Annotated in this window: 17 protein-coding genes and 1 pseudogene; 13 read left to right on the plus strand and 5 right to left on the minus strand. The window is 70.7% G+C overall.

What is annotated here, in order from left to right; all coding sequences use genetic code 11:
* Window positions 1-10: 10 nt before the first annotated feature.
* Window positions 11-1,798: a sigma-54-dependent Fis family transcriptional regulator gene (locus tag EIY87_RS41000; protein WP_125315351.1), complete on the minus strand. Its 1,788-nt coding sequence runs from the start codon at window positions 1,796-1,798 to the stop codon at window positions 11-13.
* A gap of 138 nt (window positions 1,799-1,936) precedes the next feature.
* Here EIY87_RS41000 and EIY87_RS41005 point away from each other — a divergent pair, with 138 nt between their 5' ends.
* The 10 genes from EIY87_RS41005 (at window position 1,937) to EIY87_RS41050 (ending at window position 11,378) form a co-directional block, all read left to right on the plus strand.
* Window positions 1,937-2,176, plus strand: coding sequence for a hypothetical protein (locus EIY87_RS41005; protein WP_125315352.1), 240 nt, complete (start codon window positions 1,937-1,939; stop codon window positions 2,174-2,176).
* 105 nt (window positions 2,177-2,281) lie between these two features.
* Window positions 2,282-3,934, plus strand: coding sequence for a ferritin family protein (locus EIY87_RS41010; protein ID WP_125315353.1), 1,653 nt, complete (start codon window positions 2,282-2,284; stop codon window positions 3,932-3,934).
* A gap of 84 nt (window positions 3,935-4,018) precedes the next feature.
* A complete protein-coding gene (locus tag EIY87_RS41015) occupies window positions 4,019-5,047 on the plus strand; it encodes an NADH:ubiquinone reductase (Na(+)-transporting) subunit F (RefSeq protein ID WP_125315354.1) in 1,029 nt (342 codons plus the stop codon).
* A gap of 7 nt (window positions 5,048-5,054) precedes the next feature.
* Window positions 5,055-6,224 carry an aromatic/alkene monooxygenase hydroxylase subunit beta gene (locus tag EIY87_RS41020; RefSeq protein ID WP_125315355.1) on the plus strand — a complete coding sequence of 390 codons (1,170 nt, stop codon included), beginning with the start codon at window positions 5,055-5,057 and terminating at the stop codon, window positions 6,222-6,224.
* Window positions 6,221-6,592: a propane 2-monooxygenase effector subunit MimD gene (gene mimD / locus EIY87_RS41025; RefSeq protein WP_125315356.1), complete on the plus strand. Its 372-nt coding sequence runs from the start codon at window positions 6,221-6,223 to the stop codon at window positions 6,590-6,592. Before EIY87_RS41020 ends, mimD begins: the two co-directional genes overlap by 4 nt.
* Window positions 6,593-6,630: 38 nt before the next feature.
* The gene (locus EIY87_RS41030) at window positions 6,631-7,668 is read left to right on the plus strand and encodes an amidohydrolase family protein (RefSeq protein WP_125315357.1); all 1,038 of its coding nucleotides are present in this window, start codon (window positions 6,631-6,633) and stop codon (window positions 7,666-7,668) included.
* Window positions 7,665-8,363 carry a metal-sulfur cluster assembly factor gene (locus EIY87_RS41035; protein WP_125315358.1) on the plus strand — a complete coding sequence of 233 codons (699 nt, stop codon included), beginning with the start codon at window positions 7,665-7,667 and terminating at the stop codon, window positions 8,361-8,363. The genes EIY87_RS41030 and EIY87_RS41035 overlap by 4 nt, the downstream gene beginning before the upstream one ends.
* Window positions 8,360-9,385 (plus strand): NAD(P)-dependent alcohol dehydrogenase, encoded by a 1,026-nt coding sequence (locus tag EIY87_RS41040; RefSeq protein ID WP_125315359.1) that lies wholly within the window; start codon window positions 8,360-8,362, stop codon window positions 9,383-9,385. Before EIY87_RS41035 ends, EIY87_RS41040 begins: the two co-directional genes overlap by 4 nt.
* Before the next feature lie 10 nt (window positions 9,386-9,395).
* Entirely contained in the window at window positions 9,396-11,087 is a 1,692-nt protein-coding gene (gene groL / locus EIY87_RS41045) for a chaperonin GroEL (RefSeq protein ID WP_125315360.1), read from the plus strand.
* 102 nt (window positions 11,088-11,189) lie between these two features.
* The gene (locus tag EIY87_RS41050; protein ID WP_125315361.1) at window positions 11,190-11,378 is read left to right on the plus strand and encodes a hypothetical protein; all 189 of its coding nucleotides are present in this window, start codon (window positions 11,190-11,192) and stop codon (window positions 11,376-11,378) included.
* On the opposite strand, the gene EIY87_RS41055 is transcribed toward EIY87_RS41050, so the two are convergent.
* On the minus strand, window positions 11,338-11,976 hold the full coding sequence (locus EIY87_RS41055; RefSeq protein ID WP_125315362.1) for a hypothetical protein: 639 nt from the start codon (window positions 11,974-11,976) through the stop codon (window positions 11,338-11,340). The genes EIY87_RS41050 and EIY87_RS41055 overlap by 41 nt on opposite strands.
* A 130-nt stretch (window positions 11,977-12,106) precedes the next feature.
* On the opposite strand from EIY87_RS41055, the gene EIY87_RS41060 reads away from it, so the two are divergent.
* Together EIY87_RS41060 and EIY87_RS41065 are read left to right on the plus strand one after the other, a co-directional pair.
* Window positions 12,107-12,754 (plus strand): GNAT family N-acetyltransferase, encoded by a 648-nt coding sequence (locus tag EIY87_RS41060; protein ID WP_225440360.1) that lies wholly within the window; start codon window positions 12,107-12,109, stop codon window positions 12,752-12,754.
* Window positions 12,687-13,208 (plus strand): LmrA/YxaF family transcription factor, encoded by a 522-nt coding sequence (locus EIY87_RS41065; RefSeq protein ID WP_449657974.1) that lies wholly within the window; start codon window positions 12,687-12,689, stop codon window positions 13,206-13,208. Before EIY87_RS41060 ends, EIY87_RS41065 begins: the two co-directional genes overlap by 68 nt.
* Before the next feature lie 119 nt (window positions 13,209-13,327).
* On the opposite strand, the gene EIY87_RS41075 is transcribed toward EIY87_RS41065, so the two are convergent.
* Window positions 13,328-14,458, minus strand: a complete 1,131-nt coding sequence (locus EIY87_RS41075) for an epoxide hydrolase family protein (protein WP_125315364.1) — start codon at window positions 14,456-14,458, stop codon at window positions 13,328-13,330.
* A gap of 62 nt (window positions 14,459-14,520) precedes the next feature.
* Here EIY87_RS41075 and EIY87_RS41080 point away from each other — a divergent pair, with 62 nt between their 5' ends.
* Window positions 14,521-15,456, plus strand: a complete 936-nt coding sequence (locus tag EIY87_RS41080; RefSeq protein ID WP_125315365.1) for a helix-turn-helix transcriptional regulator — start codon at window positions 14,521-14,523, stop codon at window positions 15,454-15,456.
* Window positions 15,457-15,554: 98 nt separating this feature from the next.
* On the opposite strand, the pseudogene EIY87_RS49205 reads toward EIY87_RS41080, so the two are convergent.
* Window positions 15,555-15,947, minus strand: a pseudogene (locus EIY87_RS49205) (RNA polymerase sigma factor); the annotation flags it as partial.
* A 4-nt stretch (window positions 15,948-15,951) separates the two neighbouring features.
* Complete coding sequence (locus EIY87_RS41090; protein ID WP_125315366.1) at window positions 15,952-16,707, minus strand: SDR family NAD(P)-dependent oxidoreductase; 756 nt, start codon at window positions 16,705-16,707, stop codon at window positions 15,952-15,954.
* Window positions 16,708-16,720: the final 13 nt, after the last annotated feature.

Genomic DNA, 16,720 nt, shown 5'->3' on the forward strand with positions numbered 1-16,720 from the left:
TCTCGGCGGCTCAGCGGGCCGGGGGCACGATCCCGTACTCGTGGATCTTCCGGTAGATCGTCGCCCGTGAAATACCCAGCAGCTTCGCCGCCCGCACCTTGTTGCCGTCCGCGTCCTCCAGGCAGCGCACGATCGCGTCCCGCTCGATCGACTCGAAGCGGTTGAGCGGGCGCCGGGCCACCGCGTGGAACTCCGCCGGGAGGTCGCCCGGGCGGATCGTGCCCGCCCGGCGGCGCTGGGCGACCGTGCGCAGCACCGCGTACAGCTGCCCGGTGTTGCCCGGCCACTCCGCGCGCATCAGCAGGTGCAGGGCCGCCGCCGAGCACGTGAGGCGGCCGCCGTAGCCGAGCTTGCTCAGGACCAGGGGGACCAGCTCGGCCAGGTCCTCGACGTGGTGGCGCAGCGGCGGGACCCGGACCGTGCGCGGGAACGCCTTGAGCAGCTCCGCCAGCCTCGGCTCGGTCTCCGCTTCGGGGACCAGCGTGAGGACGACCCACGGCGCGACCGGCCCTTCGCGCAGCCGGCGCAGCACCGCCGCCAAGGCGTCCGGGGCCGTCAGGCGGTCGGCGTGGCGGATCACCAGCGTGCGGATCGGGGCTTCGGCGTGCTCGCGCAGCAGGGCGTCGCCGTCCAGGGGGTCGGCCGCGTCGAGGGTGACCAGGCGGGCCGCCGGGTGGTGGCGCTGGTGCAGGCCCTTGGCCAGGGTGAGCTTGCCGGTGCCCGGCTCGCCCTCCAGCGCGACCCACTCGCCGCGCTGGTGACCGGCGTCCAGCTCGTGCCCGCAGCGCAGCCACAGCGGGGCCGAGCCGACCACACCCGGCAGGTACATCGGAAGCATCGGCGTCGACGCGGCCAGCGTCTCGTCGGCTTCGATCAGCTTCACCGACAGGACGCCGCCCGCGGTGTCGGTCTCGCGCTGGCCCGGGACGCGGCGGCAGAACACCCGGACGCGCAGGCCGCTGGACAGCGACAGCGTCGCCGGGGTCCGGCGTCCTTCGGCCAGCGCCTCCGTGGCGTGGCCGAGCAGCACGGACTGGTCGGCCGGGTCGAGCAGCTGGCGGGCCCGGTCGTTCATCATCACGATGTCGTCGTTGAACGCCAGCACGATGCCCGTCCAGCGGCGGCACGTCTGCAGGTAGGCCTGGAAGAGGATCATCTCGCGCAGGTCGCTGTGTCGCAGCAGGGCCTGGCGGATCTGCTCGGCCGTCGAGCGGGCCAGCGCGATGAGCAGGCCGCCCGCGTCCTTGTGCCAGCAGGTGAGGTCGACCGCGCCGACCTTCTTGCCGGAGATCGGGTGGTGGATCGGCACGCCCGCGCACGCGAGGTTCTCCAGGTGCTCGGCGTAGTGCTCGTGCCCGAACACGGTCGTCGCGCGCCCGTCCTCCAGCGCGGTGCCGATGCCGTTGGTCCCGACGGACTGCTCGCCGTAGCTGAACCCCGGCACCAGCTCGACGCGCTCCAGGTGCCGCCGCAGGTCGGCGTCGCCGGTCCGCTGGGTGAGCACGACCCCGGCCGGGTCGGTGAGGATGAGGCTGATCGGCTGGCCGTCGAACTGCTCGCCGAGCTTGTGCAGCACCGGTTCCGCGCCGCGCATCAGCGGGATGTCGAGGTTCTGGTCGCCGAGGTAGAGCGGGTCGATCCGGTCGGCCTCGACGCGGAACTCCCGCGAGCGCCGCCACGACGCCAGGATCGTCTGCCGCACGATCCCGGGGGACACCGTTTCGGCGGTCAGGAAACGCACCCGGTTGCGGGCGAGCTCGTCGTCGGCGAGCAGGGTTCCGGGCGCGTTCTCGTCCACGTGACCTCCAGCTTCCCGCGGCCCACGTGGGTGCGGGCACACCCGTTGTGCCGCCCGTCCAGCGTAAGCGTCTCCCGCGGGCGCCGGTGTCTCAAATTGAGACGCTCCCGCCCCCCGCGGCGGCGGTGCCATGGGGGCATGGCCGCCGAAACGTACAACCCCTGGACGATCGTCAACCTGGTCTTCACCCACCTGGCGGAGGCGGGCCTGCACCCGACGCTCGGCGCGGAGGGCCACCCCGGAGAACCCGCCGCGGCGCTCCTGCGCGCGCTCGGCATCGTCCCGACCGTCGAGGGCGACGCGCGCGTGCAGGCCGGCGTCCACGAGGAGCTCGCCGCCCTGCGCGCACGGGTGCTCGGCCCCGGCGAAACGCCCTGAGCAGCGGTTCTGTATCAGATTGAGACCCGCGTCACCCGCGGGCGCCCCTTCAATGGTCAACGCAGGACGCCCCGGGCGGCGAGCCACGGATGAAGGAGCTGATCCATGAGTCGCCAGAGTGTGGCGAAAGCCCACCAGAAGATCCAGGAACTGTCGTGGGAACCGGCGTACCACACCCCGGTCTCGCACTACGGCACCGACTACACCTTCCAGAAGGCCAAGAAGAAGGACCCGCTGAAGCAGGTCCTCCGCTCGTACTTCCCGATGCAGGAGGAGAAGGACCACCGGGTCTACGGCGCCGAGGACGGCGCGATCCGCGGCAACATGTTCCGCCAGGTGCAGGAACGCTGGCTGGAGTGGCAGAAGCTGTTCCTGTCGATCATCCCGCTGCCCGAGATCTCCGCGGCACGGGCGATGCCGCTGCTGTTCCGCACGGTCCCGAACCCGGAACTGCACAACGGCCAGGCGATCCAGATGATCGACGAGGTCCGCCACTCGACGATCCAGCAGAACCTCAAGCGCCTGTACATGCAGAACTACATCGACCCGGCGGGCTTCAACTCGAGCCTGCGCAACTTCCAGAACGACTACTGCGGCACCATCGGCCGCCAGTTCGCCGAAGGCTTCATTACCGGTGACGCGATCACCGCGGCGAGCATCTACCTCACCATCGTCGCGGAAACGGCGTTCACGAACACGCTGTTCGTCGCCATGCCGGCCGAGGCCGCCGCGAACGGCGACTACCTGCTGCCCACGGTGTTCCACTCGGTGCAGTCCGACGAGTCCCGCCACATCAGCAACGGCTACGCGACACTGCTGATGGCGTTGTCGGACGAGAGCAATCACCAGCTGCTCGAACGCGACCTGCGGTACGCGTGGTGGAACAACCACGCCGTCGTCGACGCCGCGATCGGCACGTTCATCGAGTACGGCACCAAGGACCGCCGCAAGGACCGCGAAAGCTACGCGGAGATGTGGCGCCGCTGGATCTACGACGACTACTACCGCAGCTACCTCGTTCCGCTGGAGAAGTACGGGCTCGTCATCCCGCACGACCTCATCGAGGAAGCCTGGAACCGGATCTGGAACAAGGGCTACGTCCACGAGGTCGCGCAGTTCTTCGCCACCGGGTGGCTCGCCAACTACTGGCGGATCGACCCGATGACCGACGAGGACTTCGAGTGGTTCGAGTACAAGTACCCGGGCTGGTACGACAAGTACGGCAAGTGGTGGGAGAACTACGCCCGCCTCGCGACGCCGAACGGGCACCACCCGATCGTCGCCGAAGACGTCGACTACGTGTACCCGCACCGCTGCTGGACCTGCATGGTGCCGTGCCTCATCCGCGAGGACATGGTGGTCGACCAGGTCGACGGCCAGCACCGGACGTACTGCTCCGAGACGTGCCGCTGGACCGACGCCGAGGCGTTCCGGCCCACCTACCAGGGCCGCAACACCCCGAACATGGGCCAGCTGGTCGGCGCCCGCGAGTGGGAGACGCTCTACCACGGCTGGAACTGGGCCGACGTCGTCTCCGACATGGGCTTCGTCCGCGACGACGGCAAGACCATGGTCGCGCAGCCGCACCTGAACCTGGACCCGAAGAAGATGTGGACGCTCGACCACCTGCGCCGGATGCCCGAGGTGCAGTCGCCGAACGTGCTGCTGAACCAGATGACCGACGAGCAGCGCGCCGCCTTCGTGGCCGACTACAACCGCCAGGGCCCGGCCGGCCGCCCGGCCCCGCAGACGGCCTGACGAGACGGGAAGGGCCGCACTTTCACGTGAAAGTGCGGCCCCCAGGTGGGCACTTTCACGTGAAAGTGCCGGATTGGGGCTGGCATGGCGGAAAAGCACCGCGTCCGGTTCGAGCCGGTCGGGATCGAGATCGACGTCGACGAGGACACCACGATCCTGCGCGCCGCCGCCGAGCAGGGCGTCATGCTCATGCACGGCTGCAAGGAAGGGCAGTGCGCGGCGTGCAAGTCGTTCATCCTCGACGGCGACGACGTCGAACACGACCGGTACTCGACCTTCGCGCTTCCCGACTACGAAAAGGAGGAAGGCTTCACGCTGCTGTGCCGGGCCCACGCCTACGAGGACCTCACGATCGAGCTGCTCAACTACGACGAGGAGATGATCCAGTCCGGGCTGCCGATCCAGGAGACGACGGCCGAGGTCGTCTCGAACGAGAACGTCACGCACGACCTCCGGCACCTGGTGGTGCGCCTGGACGAGGAACTGAAGTTCTTCCCCGGGCAGTACCTGGACTTCGCGATCCCGGGCACCGAGGAGACGCGGTCGTTCTCGATGGCCAACACCTCCGCGCGCGACGGGCTGCTCGAGTTCGTCATCAAGATCTACCCCGACGGGTTGTTCTCCCGGTTCCTCGACGCCGAAGTCGCGGTCGGCGACCGGCTCCGGGTGACCGGCCCGTTCGGGGTGTTCACCCTCCGGGACAACCCGGGCGCGGACCTCGTCTTCGTCGGCGGCGGCGCCGGGATGGCGCCGATCCTGGCGCTGCTGCGGTCCATGGCCGAGCGCGGCCTCGACCGGAAGGCGGTCTTCTACTACGGCGCCCGCCGCCGGCACGACCTCTGCTTCGAGGACGAACTGCGGGCGCTGGAAGAGAAACTGCCGAACTTCCGTTACGTACCAGCGCTTTCCGAGCCGGGAGACGACGGCTGGGACGGCGAGACCGGCCTGATCACCGACGTCCTGCGCCGGGCCGGCCTCGACCTGACCGGAGCCGACGCCTACGTCTGCGGCCCGCCGCCGATGGTGGAAGCCGCGCTGGAACTGCTGCCCGCGCTCGGCGTCGCCGACAAGCGCGTCTTCTACGACAAGTTCACCACCACGGGCGAAGGGTAAGGAACCCATGACAGCCACCCAAGAACGCAGCGTGCCGAAGCCGACGTTCACCGACGCCGAGGCGGGCGCCAAGGTCTTCCCGGACTCCACCGCCCGCCAGTACAACTACTTCACCCCGGCCAAGCGCAAGCAGAGCCACTACGAGGACGTCACCGTCGAGGTCCAGCCCGACCCGCGGCACTACCTGTCCCAGGGCTGGCTCTACGCCTTCGCCGACGGCAAGGGCGGCTACCCGCTCGAGTGGACCGCGCTGAAGGCGTGGGGCTCCGACCGCCCGCTGCCCGAACGCGGCCCGGGCTCCGGCGGCAAGGGCTACGACTGGCCGGCCCACGGCTGGCACGAGTTCCGCGACCCCAACGAGGAGTGGGAGCTCACCCTCTACCGGTACAACGCGAACGTCGTGCGCCAGCTGAACCAGAACATCGACGCCGCGCGCCAGGCCAAGGCGTTCGAGCAGTGGAACCGCAACTGGGTCGACTTCGTGGCCAAGCACGTCGGCGCGTGGATGCACGTCGACCACGGCCTCGGCCTCTACTTGTTCGCCAACGCCAACCGCCGCGCGCCGACGAACATGCACAACAACGCGATCTCGGTCAACAGCATGCACCGGATCCGCGCGGCGCAGGACCTGGCGCTGTACAACCTCACGCTCACCGAAGAGGTCGAGGGCTTCGACGGCACAGCTCATCTGTCCACTTGGAACGAAGACCCGGCGTGGCAGGGCGTGCGGGAGACCGCCGAGCAGCTGACCGGGATCTGGGACTGGGGCGAGGCGATCTTCGCCGCGAACGTCGTCTTCGAACCCCTCGTCGGCGAGTTGTTCCGCAGCAACCTGGTACAGCAGGCCGCGCCGGCGAACGGCGACTTCGTCACCCCGACGCTGATCGGCGCCGAGGAGTTCGACTTCTCCGAACGCGACCTCCGCTACACGAAGCCGTTGTTCCACCTGCTGATCAACGACAAGGAGTTCGCCGACCACAACAAGGCGCTGCTGCAGAAGTGGCTCGAGGACTGGGTGCCGCGGAGCATCGCGGCCGCCCGCGCGCTGCAGCCGCTGTGGTCGCAGCCCGACGCCAAGCCGATCCGGTTCGAGGACGGCCTCGACCGCGTGAAGAGCCGGTTCGCCGGAATCCTGTCCGAATTGGGCCTCAAGGCACCCGAGGAGCTGGGCCAGTGACTGTCTTCAAAACCGCGGAAAGCCCCTACCGGGCCGACAACACCGCGTCCAACATGTGCGGCTTCACCCTGATGAACAACCAGGTCGGCGCGATCATCGCCGAGGTCATGGCGGCCAAGGACAACGTGACCGTGACGCCGCTGCCGTCGATGATCCGCGTCGACGCGGTCGGCCGCACGGACGTCGTCTACGCCGAGGTCGACGAGGCCGCCGGCGAAGAAGAAGGCTGGTTCAACGCGGCGGAGTTCGAGGAGAGCATGTCCACCCACTACGGGCGGATGATCCACGAAGACGACCGCACGATCATGTTCGCCAACCCCGAGGACGCGGCCGAGTACCTCGACTTCGACCTCAAGCCCATTCGCTAGGAAAACAGCACTCGGTCCGGCTCAGGAGGATCAAAGAAATGTACGAAAAAGACGGCGAAAAGTACTTCGTGGTGGACGCCCACACCCACTTCTGGGACGCGAGCCCGGACAACTGGGTGAAGGGGCAGGAGGAATACGCCAAGGGCTGGATCGAGTGCTTCCACGCCTACCAGGGCCTCGGCCCGAAGGAGACGCACTGGCCGATCGACCGGTTCCAGAAGTACTCCGAAGAGCTGATGATGCACGACCTGTTCGAGGTCGGGCACGTCGACACGGCCATCTTCCAGCCGACGAACCTGCGGCAGTGGTACAAGAACGGCTTCAACACCACCGAGGCCGACGCCGCGCTGGCCGCCAAGCACCCCGGCAAGTTCCTCGTCAACACCACCTTCGACCCGCGTGAAGGCGACGAGGGCCTGAAGGGGCTCGAGGAGCGCGTCAAGCGCTACGGCTGCAAGGGCGTCAAGCTGTACACGGCCGAATGGCGCGGGGACTCCCGCGGCTGGAGCCTCAAGGACCCGGAAGCGGCGCGGTTCTTCGAGAAGTGCGAGGAGCTGGGCGTCAAGAACATCCACGTCCACAAGGGACCGACGATCTGGCCGCTGGACAAGGATGCGTTCGACGTGTCCGATGTGGACCACGTCGCGACGAACTTCCAGGGCCTCAACTTCATCGTCGAGCACGTCGGCCTGCCGCGCATCGAGGACTTCTGCTTCATGGCCACCCAGGAGCGCAACGTCTACGCGGGGCTGGCCGTCGTGGTCGGCGGCCTGATGCACGCCCGGCCGAAGTTCTTCGCGAAGGTCATGGGCGAGCTGATGTTCTGGCTCGGCGAGGACAAGCTGATCTTCGGCGCGGACTACGCCATCTGGGAACCCAAGTGGCAGGTCGAGGGCTTCGTCGACTGGAACATGCCGGGCGACGACGAGCTGTCGGACTTCCCGCCGCTCACCGTCGACCAGAAGAAGAAGATCCTCGGGCTGAACGCCGCGCGGCTCTACGACATCGACGTGCCGTCGGAGCTGCGGCTCAAGGATCCGGAATCGGTCGAGCCGGTCGGCGTGCCGAACTCATGACCACCCTGGTGCTCGGGGCCCGCGCCGCCGTGTGGGCGGCGCTGGGCACCGTCCGCGATCCCGAACTGGACGAACCGCTCACCGACCTCGGGTTCGTCGCCCGCTGCGAAGTGGACGACGAGGGGCACGCCGTCATCCGGCTGCGGCTGCCGACGTACTTCTGCGCGCCCAACTTCGCGTTCCTGATGGTGGCGGACGCCTACGACGCCGTGGCCGGCGTGCCGGGCCTGACCTCGCTCGACATCCGGCTCGACGACCACTTCGCCTCCGACGTCATCAACCGCGGGGTGGCGGCCCGGCATGGGTTCGTCGCTTCGTTCGAAGGCGAAGCCGCCGACGAGCTGGACACGCTGCGGTACGACTTCGTCCGCAAGGCGGTGCTGGCCGGAACGGACCGCGTGTGCCGGTCACTGGCGGGGCGTGATCCGACGACCCTGACCCTCGGCGAAGTCCCGCCGAGCCCGGACCTCGACCGGCTGCGCGCCCGGCGCCGTGAGCTGGGCCTGCCCGCCGAGGACGGCGACCCGCTGCTGCTCGACCCGGCCACCGGGCGGGCGGTGGACCCGGCCGACGCGAAGCGCCACCTGGCCTTCGCCCGGCTGACCCGCACGAGCATGGAGGCCAATTCCGGCGTGTGCCGCGGCATGTTGCGCGCGCGGTACGCGCTGACCGAAGACGAGGAGGGCACGGGATGAAGGCCGTGCGGCTGCAGAAGTACCACCAGCAACCGGTGATCGAAGACGTCCCGGAGCCGCGCGCGACCGGACCCTTCGACGTCGTGGTGAAGATCGGCGGCGCCGGCGTGTGCCGCACCGACCTGCACATCATCGAGGAGCAGTGGGCCGAGAAGTCCGGTGTCGCGCTGCCCTACACGATCGGCCACGAGAACGCGGGCTGGGTGCACGAGGTCGGCCCGGCGGTGTCCAATGTGGAGGTCGGTGACACAGTCATCCTGCACCCGACGCCGACGTGCGGGCTGTGCCACGCCTGCCGCGCGGGCGACGACATGCACTGTCCGAACGGGACCTTCCCCGGCATCAACACCGACGGTGGCATGGCGGAGTACCTGCTGACGTCAGCGAGGGCGTGCATCAAGCTGGACCCGTCGACGCAACCGTCCGATGTGGCCGCGCTGGCCGACGCGGGGATCACCGCCTACCACGCGGTGCGCAAGGCGGCCGCGCACCTGTACCCGGGCACCACCTGCGTCGTCAACGGCGCCGGCGGTCTCGGGCACATCGGCATCCAGTCGCTGCGCGCGCTGACCGCCGCCCGCGTGATCGTGGTCGACCGCAACGCCGACGCGCTGGAGCTGGCGTCCACCCTGGGCGCCGACGAAACGGTGCTGGCCGACGGCAAGCAGGTCGAGGCGGTGCTCGACCTGACCGGGGGCGACGGCGCCGAGGTCGTGCTCGACTTCGTCGCCGAGCAGGGCGCCCAGCAGGACGCGTTCGCGATGACCCGGCGCGCCGGGTCGCACTTCGTCATCGGCTACGGCTCGAACATCGAGATCCCGACCATCGACATCATCTCGACCGAGCGCAACATCATCGGCAACCTGGTGGGCACCTACAACGACCTGGCCGAGCTGATGGTGCTGGCCCAGGCCGGGAAGGTCACCCTGCACACGAAGAAGTACCCCTTGGACGCGGCGCTCGACGCGCTGGCCGACCTCGACGCCGGGCGCGTGCGCGGCCGGGCCATCCTCACCCCCTAGGAGCAGGCACATGGCGAAGGAACTGCGGTTCGGCCCGGACGCCCGCGACCTGCTGCTGTCGGGCGTCGACAAGCTGGCGGAAGCGGTCAAGTCCACCCTCGGCCCCAAGGGCCGCAACGTGATCATCGAGAAGATCACCGGTTCGCCGGTGGTCACCAACGACGGCGTCACCATCGCGCGCGAGATCCACCTGAAGAACCAGTTCGAGAACATGGGTGCGCAACTGGTCAAGGAAGCGGCGATCAAGACCAACGACGTCGTCGGCGACGGCACCACCACGGCCACCGTGCTCGCCCAGGCGATCGTCCGCGAAGGCATGCGGGCGATCGCGGCGGGCGGCAACCCGGTGCTGGTCAAGCGCGGCATCGACCACGCCGTGGGACTGCTGGTGGCGCACCTGGAGAAGCAGGCGCACCCGGTGGTGTCCGAACAGGACTACGCGCGGGTCGCGGCGATCTCGGCCAACGACGACGACGCCGTCGGCGCGGTGATCGCCAAGGCGCTGCACACCGTCGGCGACGGCGGTGTCGTGACGGTCGAGGAGTCGCCGTCGATCGGGATGGGCGTCGACTTCGTGGAGGGGTTCGAGTTCGACAACGGCTACCTCTCGCCGTACCTCGTCACCGACGCGGGCCGGCTGGAGGCGGTGCTCGACGACCCGTACATCCTGATGTGCGCGGAGAAGATCACCCAGGTCCAGCAGCTGATGCCGTTGCTGGACAAGGTGATGCGGGCGCCGCGGCCGCTGGTGGTGATCGGCGAGACGGTCGAGGGCACGGCGCTGTCCATGCTGGTGCACAACCACATGAACGGGACGTTCCAGTCGGTCGCGGTCCGCGCGCCCGGCTTCGGCGACCGGCGGCTGCACAAGCTGGAGGACCTGGCCGCGATCGTCGGCGGCGCCGTCCTTTCGCGGCAGTCCGGGTTCACGATGGAGACGATGACCCTGGAGCACCTCGGCCGGGCCAAGCAGGTCCGCGTCACCGAGAACCGCACGACGATCGTCGGCGGCGCGGGCTCCCCGGACGCGGTCGACTTCCGGGTCGGCCAGCTGCGGGCGGAGCTGGAGCGCGCGCAGTTCGGCGTCGACGAGGACGTCCTGACCGAGCGCATCGGCGCGCTGACGGGCAAGGTCGCGGTGGTCCACGTCGGCGCGGCGACCCCGGCGGAGCTGAAGGAGCTGCAGCACCGGGTCGAGGACGCGCTCTCGGCCACCCGCGCGGCGATGGCCGAAGGCATCGTGGCCGGCGGGGGAGCGGCGCTCCTGCACGCGGAGAAAGCCCTGGAAGGCCTGGGGCTGGACGGTGACCAGGCGATCGGCGTCGAGATCGTCCGGCGCGCCTTGGCCGAACCCGCGTTCCTCATCGCGCACAACGCGGGCCACCCCGCCCACGAGATCGTCGCGCGCACCAGGGAGCTGGGCGACGACGAGGGCTTCGACGCCCTGCACGACCGCTACGGCGACATGATCGCGCTCGGCGTGGTCGACCCGCTGCGGGTGTGCCGGTCGGCGGTGCAGAACGGGGCGTCGGTGGCGGGCCTGCTGCTCACGACGAACTCGCTGATCGCCGAGGAGCAGACCCCGTGGGGTGGCAGCCCGGCGCTGATGACCGAGTTCGGGCCGCTGGACGAGGGCCTGCACCAGCCTTCGCCGGACGCGAGCACGCCGCAGTCGCTCGGGATGGGCCCCTCCGTCGGCTGAGTCCGCGCCGCGGAGATCGGAGGTCCCCCCACCGGCGTCCTGAGCCGCCGTGGGGGGACCTTCCCCGTGCGCGGGGCGCGGGCCGGTGTCACCCTGGTGATCATGACGCACTACGTTCTCGCGCAGACGGTGGCGGCGGTCGGGGAGTTCGAGGCGAAGGGCTTCCTCGGCACGGTCGGCAAGATCGCCGCGGCGACGATCATCTTCTTCATCGCGATCGGCCTGGTCGTGGGCCTGCTGCTGGGCTACTTCATCGGCCGCTCGGTCGGGCGGCGGCAGGGCCCGCGCTGACCCGGTCGAGACCGTGGCGGGCGAGTTCGCGGCCGGCGAGCTCTTCGATGACGTCGCGGTCCCGCTCGCGCCAGCCCGTGGCCACGTCGTCCCCGGAAGCCAGGCGCCGCAGGGGTTGTGTCGTCAGGGCCCGCAAGGCGAGCAGGTCGAGGCCCTCGTCCCCGAGGGCGCGCAGCCGCGCGGCGGCGGTGGCCTGCCGGGCGAAGTGCCAGCGCAACGGGAGCCAGGTCACGACGAGCGTGAGCACCGGCAGCACGACGATGATCGCCGCCATCCACCACGCCAGGCTCTCCACGGCTTCGATCTGCCAGCGGCCGGCGTCGGCGAGCTGGGTGCCGACGTTCGAACCGCCGTGCAGCGCGTTGGCGAGCGCGTCGCCGACGAGCGGGATGCCGCCGGCCGAGTTCGCGGCGCCGTCGAAGGTGCCGCGGAGCCCGGTTCCGGCGTTCACGAGGCCGTCGCCGGGGGCGCGCAGCTTCAGCACCTGGTCGTACACCGAGGTGGCCAGCCAGACCGCGAAGACGACGAGCAGCAGGGCGAGCAAGTCGCTGACGAGCTGGGCGGTGCGGCGGATCGGCCGTTCGGCGTAGAGCTGCATCGGGGACGCCTTTCGCGGTGGGGGAGCGCGGCCACGGCAACGTACCCGCCCGGCGTCGGCGCGAACCGGCGACTCGATCTATGACAGCGGTCATAGTGTGCCGGCGGTCATGGTGTGCTCTCATGGGACTATGACAACCGTCATAGAGATCCGCGAGGCCGATCGCGACCCGGTCGGCGCGTTGGTCGCGGCGTGCTCGCCGGACAGCTTGCGGCGCCGCTTCATGATGGGCGGGCCCGCGGAGCCGGCCGAGGTCTTCCGGCGCTACCAGCGCTTCCTGCTCGCCGGGCCGCCGGCCGGTGTCGCGCTGCTCGCGTCCCGGGGCGGCACCCCCGTCGGCCTGCTGAACTTCGTCTCGGAAACCCCGGGCGCGGCCGAAATCGGCGTCCTGGTCGCCGACGCGTGGCAGCGGCAGGGGATCGGCAGCGCGCTGAGCCGGTGGCTGTGGGCGTCCGGGCGGTGGGCGGGGTGGACCGTGCGGGCCACCGTCCAGGCCGGGAACACCGGGGCCGAAGCGTTGCTGCTGGGCCAGGGCTTCCGGCCGGTGCCGACGTACGAGCGGGGCGAGCGCGACTTCGCGCTGGTGGTCCCCGACTGGGCTATCATGACGGACGTCATGAAGGAGGCAGCCGATGACGAGGACGCCGCGCGAGCGGATGGTGCTCAGCGCCGCGCAACTGGTGCGGATCCACGGTGTCGGGGCGACCGGCATGCGGGACGTGGCCGTCCACGCCGAAGCTCCGCGGGGGTCCCTGCAGCACTACTTCCCGGGCGGTAAGGACCAGCTGATCGCCGAAGCGGTCGCGTGGGCGGGCGACTACGCGGCCCGGCGGGTGGCGCGCGTCGTCACCAAGATCGAGAACCCGACGCCCGGCAAGCTCTTCGCGGCGATGGCGGGCCAGTGGCGCGACCAGTTCACCGACGACGGTTTCGACGCGGGCTGCCCCTTGGTCGCGACCGTCGCCGACACGGCGGCCACCAGCGACAGCCTCCGCGAAGCCGTCGGCAAGGCCTTCGACGGCTGGCAGCGCCCGGTCGCCACCGCCCTGGAGCAGCTGGGCGTTCCGCCGTCCCGCAGCGCCTCGCTGGCGGTCCTCATGCTGAGCACGCTGGAGGGCGCGATCGTCCTGGCCCGGGCCCACCGGGACGTCGCGCCGCTCGAGACGGTGGTCGAGGAACTGCGCCCGCTGCTCGACGGCGCCGTCGACCGGCGGCGCCGTCGCGAGATCTGAGGTGTACGCGCCGATGGCGTCCCACCTGGAGACCGAGCGGTGGATAAGCTCGGGCTCGAGCGGCACCACGTGTCCACAGAGGACAGCGGAGACGTCGTCTGGCTGACCCGCGCACTGCCCTAAAGTTCCCGGAAGAACTCCCGGATGTCGCGCACCAGCACGTCCGGCGCCTGCAGTGACGCGAAGTGCCCGCCGGTGTCGTACTCCGACCACCGCGTCACCGTGTTGGACAGCTCGGCCAGCCCCCGGAGCGCGTGATCACCGCGGAAGTTCGCCACCGCCGTCGGGACGCCGGACGGGGCCGGGCGCTCGCCCCAGCCGTCCTGGCCCGCTTCCAGGTAGAGGCGCGCCGCCGAGCCCGCGGTGCCGGTGAGCCAGAAGATCGTCACGTCGGTCAGGATCGCGTCCCACGACACGGCCGTCTGCCGTGTCGCCGAAGGGTCCCAGTCGACGAACCACTCCAGGTTCCACGCGAGCTGCCCGGCGGGGGAGTCGTTCAGCGCGTACGCCAGCGTCTGCGGGCGCGTCGCCATCTGCGTCGCGTACCCCGAGTGGGCGTACCACCAGACCTCGTTCTCCCGCGCGCGTTTCCGGTCCTCTTCGGACAGCCGCTCGAGGTCGCCCGGCGCCGTCGGCACCCCGGCGTTCGCGACGGCGTTGACGTGCACCCCGAGCACCGACGACGGCGCGACGCGGCCCAGTTCCGGCGAGACGATGCTGCCGAAGTCGCCGCCCTGGGCGCCGTAGCGCTCGTAGCCGAGGCGCCGCATCAGCTCGGCCCACGCCCGGGCCGTGCGGCGCGTGTTCCAGCCCGGCTCGGCCGTCGGGCCGGAGAACGCGAAGCCGGGCACCGACGGGGCGACGACGTGGAAGGCGTCGGCCGGGTCGCCGCCGTGGGCGCGCGGGTCGGTGAGCGGGCCGAGGACGTCGAGGAAGTCGGCGACCGTGCTCGGCCAGCCGTGGGTCAGGATGAGCGGCTTCGCGCCGGGTTCGGGGGAGCGGACGTGGAGGAAGTGCACGCGCTGGCCGTCGATCGTGGTCGTGAACTGCGGGAACGCGTTGAGCCGCGCTTCCTGCGCACGCCAGTCGAAATCGCTTTGCCAGTACTCGACCAGCTCGCGGAGGTAGGGCTCGCTGACGCCGTACGCCCACCCCACGCCGGGCAGCTCGCCCGGCCAGCGGGTGCGGGCGAGCCGGTGGCGCAGCTCGTCGAGGTCGACCTGCGGGACGTCGATGCGGAAGGGATCCATGTCCGGCACCCTCTCGCCCGTGTAGGACAGAAGCGGTCCTAGATGTCCGGCAGACTCGCAGCATGCGCGAAACCCGCCTGCTCCGGCTCCTGTCGCTGCTCCAGCTGCACCGCGACTGGTCCGGCACCGAGCTGGCCGAGCGCCTCGGCGTGACGACCCGGACGATCCGCCGCGACGTCGACCGCCTGCGCGAACTGGGCTACCCGGTGCACGCGGCGATGGGCCCGATCGGCGGCTACCGCCTGGGCGCGGGCGCGGAACTCCCGCCGCTGCTGCTCGACGACGACGAAGCGGTCGCGGTGGTGGTCGGCCTGCACGCGGGCGGCGTCTCGGGGCTGGAAGAGGCGTCGCTGCGGGCGCTGACGAAGGTCGAGCAGGTCCTGCCGTCCCGGCTGCGGCACCGCGTGGCGGCGCTGGAGGCGAGCGTGCTGGCGCTCCCGGCTCGCGGCCCGGTGGTGGCGGCGGACGTGCTCACCGCGGTGTCGGCGGCGATCCGCGCGTCGGAAACCCTGCGTTTCGACTACGTGAGCCACGACGGCCGCGAGTCCCGCCGCGCGGTCGAGCCGCACCGCCTGGTGTCGTGGGGCCGCCGCTGGTACCTGGTCGGCTGGGACACCGGCCGCGCGGACTGGCGGACGTTCCGCGCGGACCGGCTCACCTTGCGCACGCCCAACGGCCCCCGCTTCAGCCACCGCGAACCCCCGGACGGCGACCTCACGGCGTACCTCCGGCGCACGATGGGCCGCGAGATGTGGCCGCTGCGCGCCCGGCTGAAGCTCTACGCGCCGGCGTCGGAGCTGGCGGGCCGGGTGGACGGCGAGCTGACGCCGATCGACGCGGGGACGTGCCGGCTCGAGCTGGCTTCGGATTCGTACGACATCGTGGCGTTCGTCGTGGGGATGCTCGACGTGCCGTTCGAGGTGGAATCGCCACCGGAACTGGCGAGCCGGCTCAAGGAGCTTTCGGTGCGGTACGCGTCGGCGGCCGGCAGCAGCTGAGTGGCGGTGAGCGCGCCCGCCGACACCGTGAGCGCCGCCGCCACGACGACCGCGCGGCGCCGGGCCGGGGAGCGGGCTTCGAGCCTGCGCAGCTTCGCCAGGGCGCAGTGAACAGCCGCTTCGACCGCTGCCGGCGAGAGGGCGAGGGTTTCGGCGATGTCCGCCGTACCCAGATCGAGGCCGTACCGCAGCACCAGGACTTCGCGGTACCGGCGGGGCAGCCCGTCGAGTGGCCGCTCCCGCCGCGCGCGCCGCTTCCGCGACAGCCGCACCACGCTCGCGCGGAGGCGGCGGACCACCCGGGACGGATCGGCGAGGGGATCGCGGAGCCGGGCGAACGCTTCTTGCGCGACATCCTCGGCGTCGGCCGCGCCCAGCAGGTGGGCCAGCCGCACCAGCTCGCCGAAGTGCTGCGCGAACAGGGCCCGGAACGCGGTCTCGGCTTTCGGCACGTTGGCGGTCACGGGTATGCCACGCCCGAGCCGCCGCACCGGTTTAGGTGTGCGTCCCGCCGTCCACGCGGATCTCCGTGCCCGTGATGAACTCGCCGTCGTCCGAAGCCAGCATCGCCACCACTCCCGCCACCGCCTCCGGGCGGGCCACCGGGTTGCCGACCTCCGTGGTCAGGCCGGTCGGGAGGATCGGCAGCAGGCGGCCGAACAGCGTGAAGTCGACGTCCTGGGGCAGCCAGCTCGCCGCCGAGTCCGTGATCCCGCTCTTCACGCTGCCCGGCGCGACGCTCACCGCGCGCAGGCCCTGCTTCGCGTACTCCAGCGCCAGCGAATGCGTGAACGCCTGGATGCCGCCCTTGCTCGCGCAGTACGCCGCCATGTACGGGTGGGCGAACGACGCCGATGTCGAGCTGAAGTTCACCACCACGCTCTTGCCGGTGGCCAGCAGGGCGGGCAGGGCCGCGCGCGTGACCAGGAACGTGCCGGTCAGGTTCACCGCCAGCACCCGGTTCCACAGCTCCAGCGACGTCTCGTGCGTGTGCGACGCCAGCAGGATGCCCGCCGCGTTGACCAGGACGTCGAGGCCGCCCAGGGTCTCGAGGGCGGACGCCACCCCGGCGGCCACCGCGGCCTCGTCCGCGACGTCCATCGGCACCGTGGCCGTGGGCAGGTCGTCGAGGCCCGTGACGTCGGTGGCGACGACCCGCGCCCCTTCCGCCAGCAGGCGGAGCGTGGTGGCCCGGCCGATGCCGGAACCGGCGCCGGTGACGAGGATCCGGCGATCGCGCAGGCGTTCCATGGCGATCACCGTA

This window comes from Amycolatopsis eburnea (genome assembly GCF_003937945.1).
GTDB lineage: Bacteria > Actinomycetota > Actinomycetes > Mycobacteriales > Pseudonocardiaceae > Amycolatopsis > Amycolatopsis eburnea.

Excerpts from the sequence above, each read along its gene's own strand:
- EIY87_RS41005 (WP_125315352.1), top strand. The coding sequence starts at position 1,937 with ATGGCCGCCGAAACGTACAACCCCTGGACGATCGTCAACCTGGTCTTC.
- EIY87_RS41010 (WP_125315353.1), top strand. The coding sequence starts at position 2,282 with ATGAGTCGCCAGAGTGTGGCGAAAGCCCACCAGAAGATCCAGGAACTG.
- EIY87_RS41015 (WP_125315354.1), top strand. The coding sequence starts at position 4,019 with ATGGCGGAAAAGCACCGCGTCCGGTTCGAGCCGGTCGGGATCGAGATC.
- EIY87_RS41020 (WP_125315355.1), top strand. The coding sequence starts at position 5,055 with ATGACAGCCACCCAAGAACGCAGCGTGCCGAAGCCGACGTTCACCGAC.
- EIY87_RS41030 (WP_125315357.1), top strand. The coding sequence starts at position 6,631 with ATGTACGAAAAAGACGGCGAAAAGTACTTCGTGGTGGACGCCCACACC.
- EIY87_RS41035 (WP_125315358.1), top strand. The coding sequence starts at position 7,665 with ATGACCACCCTGGTGCTCGGGGCCCGCGCCGCCGTGTGGGCGGCGCTG.
- EIY87_RS41040 (WP_125315359.1), top strand. The coding sequence starts at position 8,360 with ATGAAGGCCGTGCGGCTGCAGAAGTACCACCAGCAACCGGTGATCGAA.
- groL (WP_125315360.1), top strand. The coding sequence starts at position 9,396 with ATGGCGAAGGAACTGCGGTTCGGCCCGGACGCCCGCGACCTGCTGCTG.
- EIY87_RS41050 (WP_125315361.1), top strand. The coding sequence starts at position 11,190 with ATGACGCACTACGTTCTCGCGCAGACGGTGGCGGCGGTCGGGGAGTTC.
- EIY87_RS41055 (WP_125315362.1), bottom strand. The coding sequence starts at position 11,976 with ATGCAGCTCTACGCCGAACGGCCGATCCGCCGCACCGCCCAGCTCGTC.
- EIY87_RS41060 (WP_225440360.1), top strand. The coding sequence starts at position 12,107 with ATGACAACCGTCATAGAGATCCGCGAGGCCGATCGCGACCCGGTCGGC.
- EIY87_RS41065 (WP_449657974.1), top strand. The coding sequence starts at position 12,687 with ATGCGGGACGTGGCCGTCCACGCCGAAGCTCCGCGGGGGTCCCTGCAG.
- EIY87_RS41075 (WP_125315364.1), bottom strand. The coding sequence starts at position 14,458 with ATGGATCCCTTCCGCATCGACGTCCCGCAGGTCGACCTCGACGAGCTG.
- EIY87_RS41080 (WP_125315365.1), top strand. The coding sequence starts at position 14,521 with ATGCGCGAAACCCGCCTGCTCCGGCTCCTGTCGCTGCTCCAGCTGCAC.
- EIY87_RS41090 (WP_125315366.1), bottom strand. The coding sequence starts at position 16,707 with ATGGAACGCCTGCGCGATCGCCGGATCCTCGTCACCGGCGCCGGTTCC.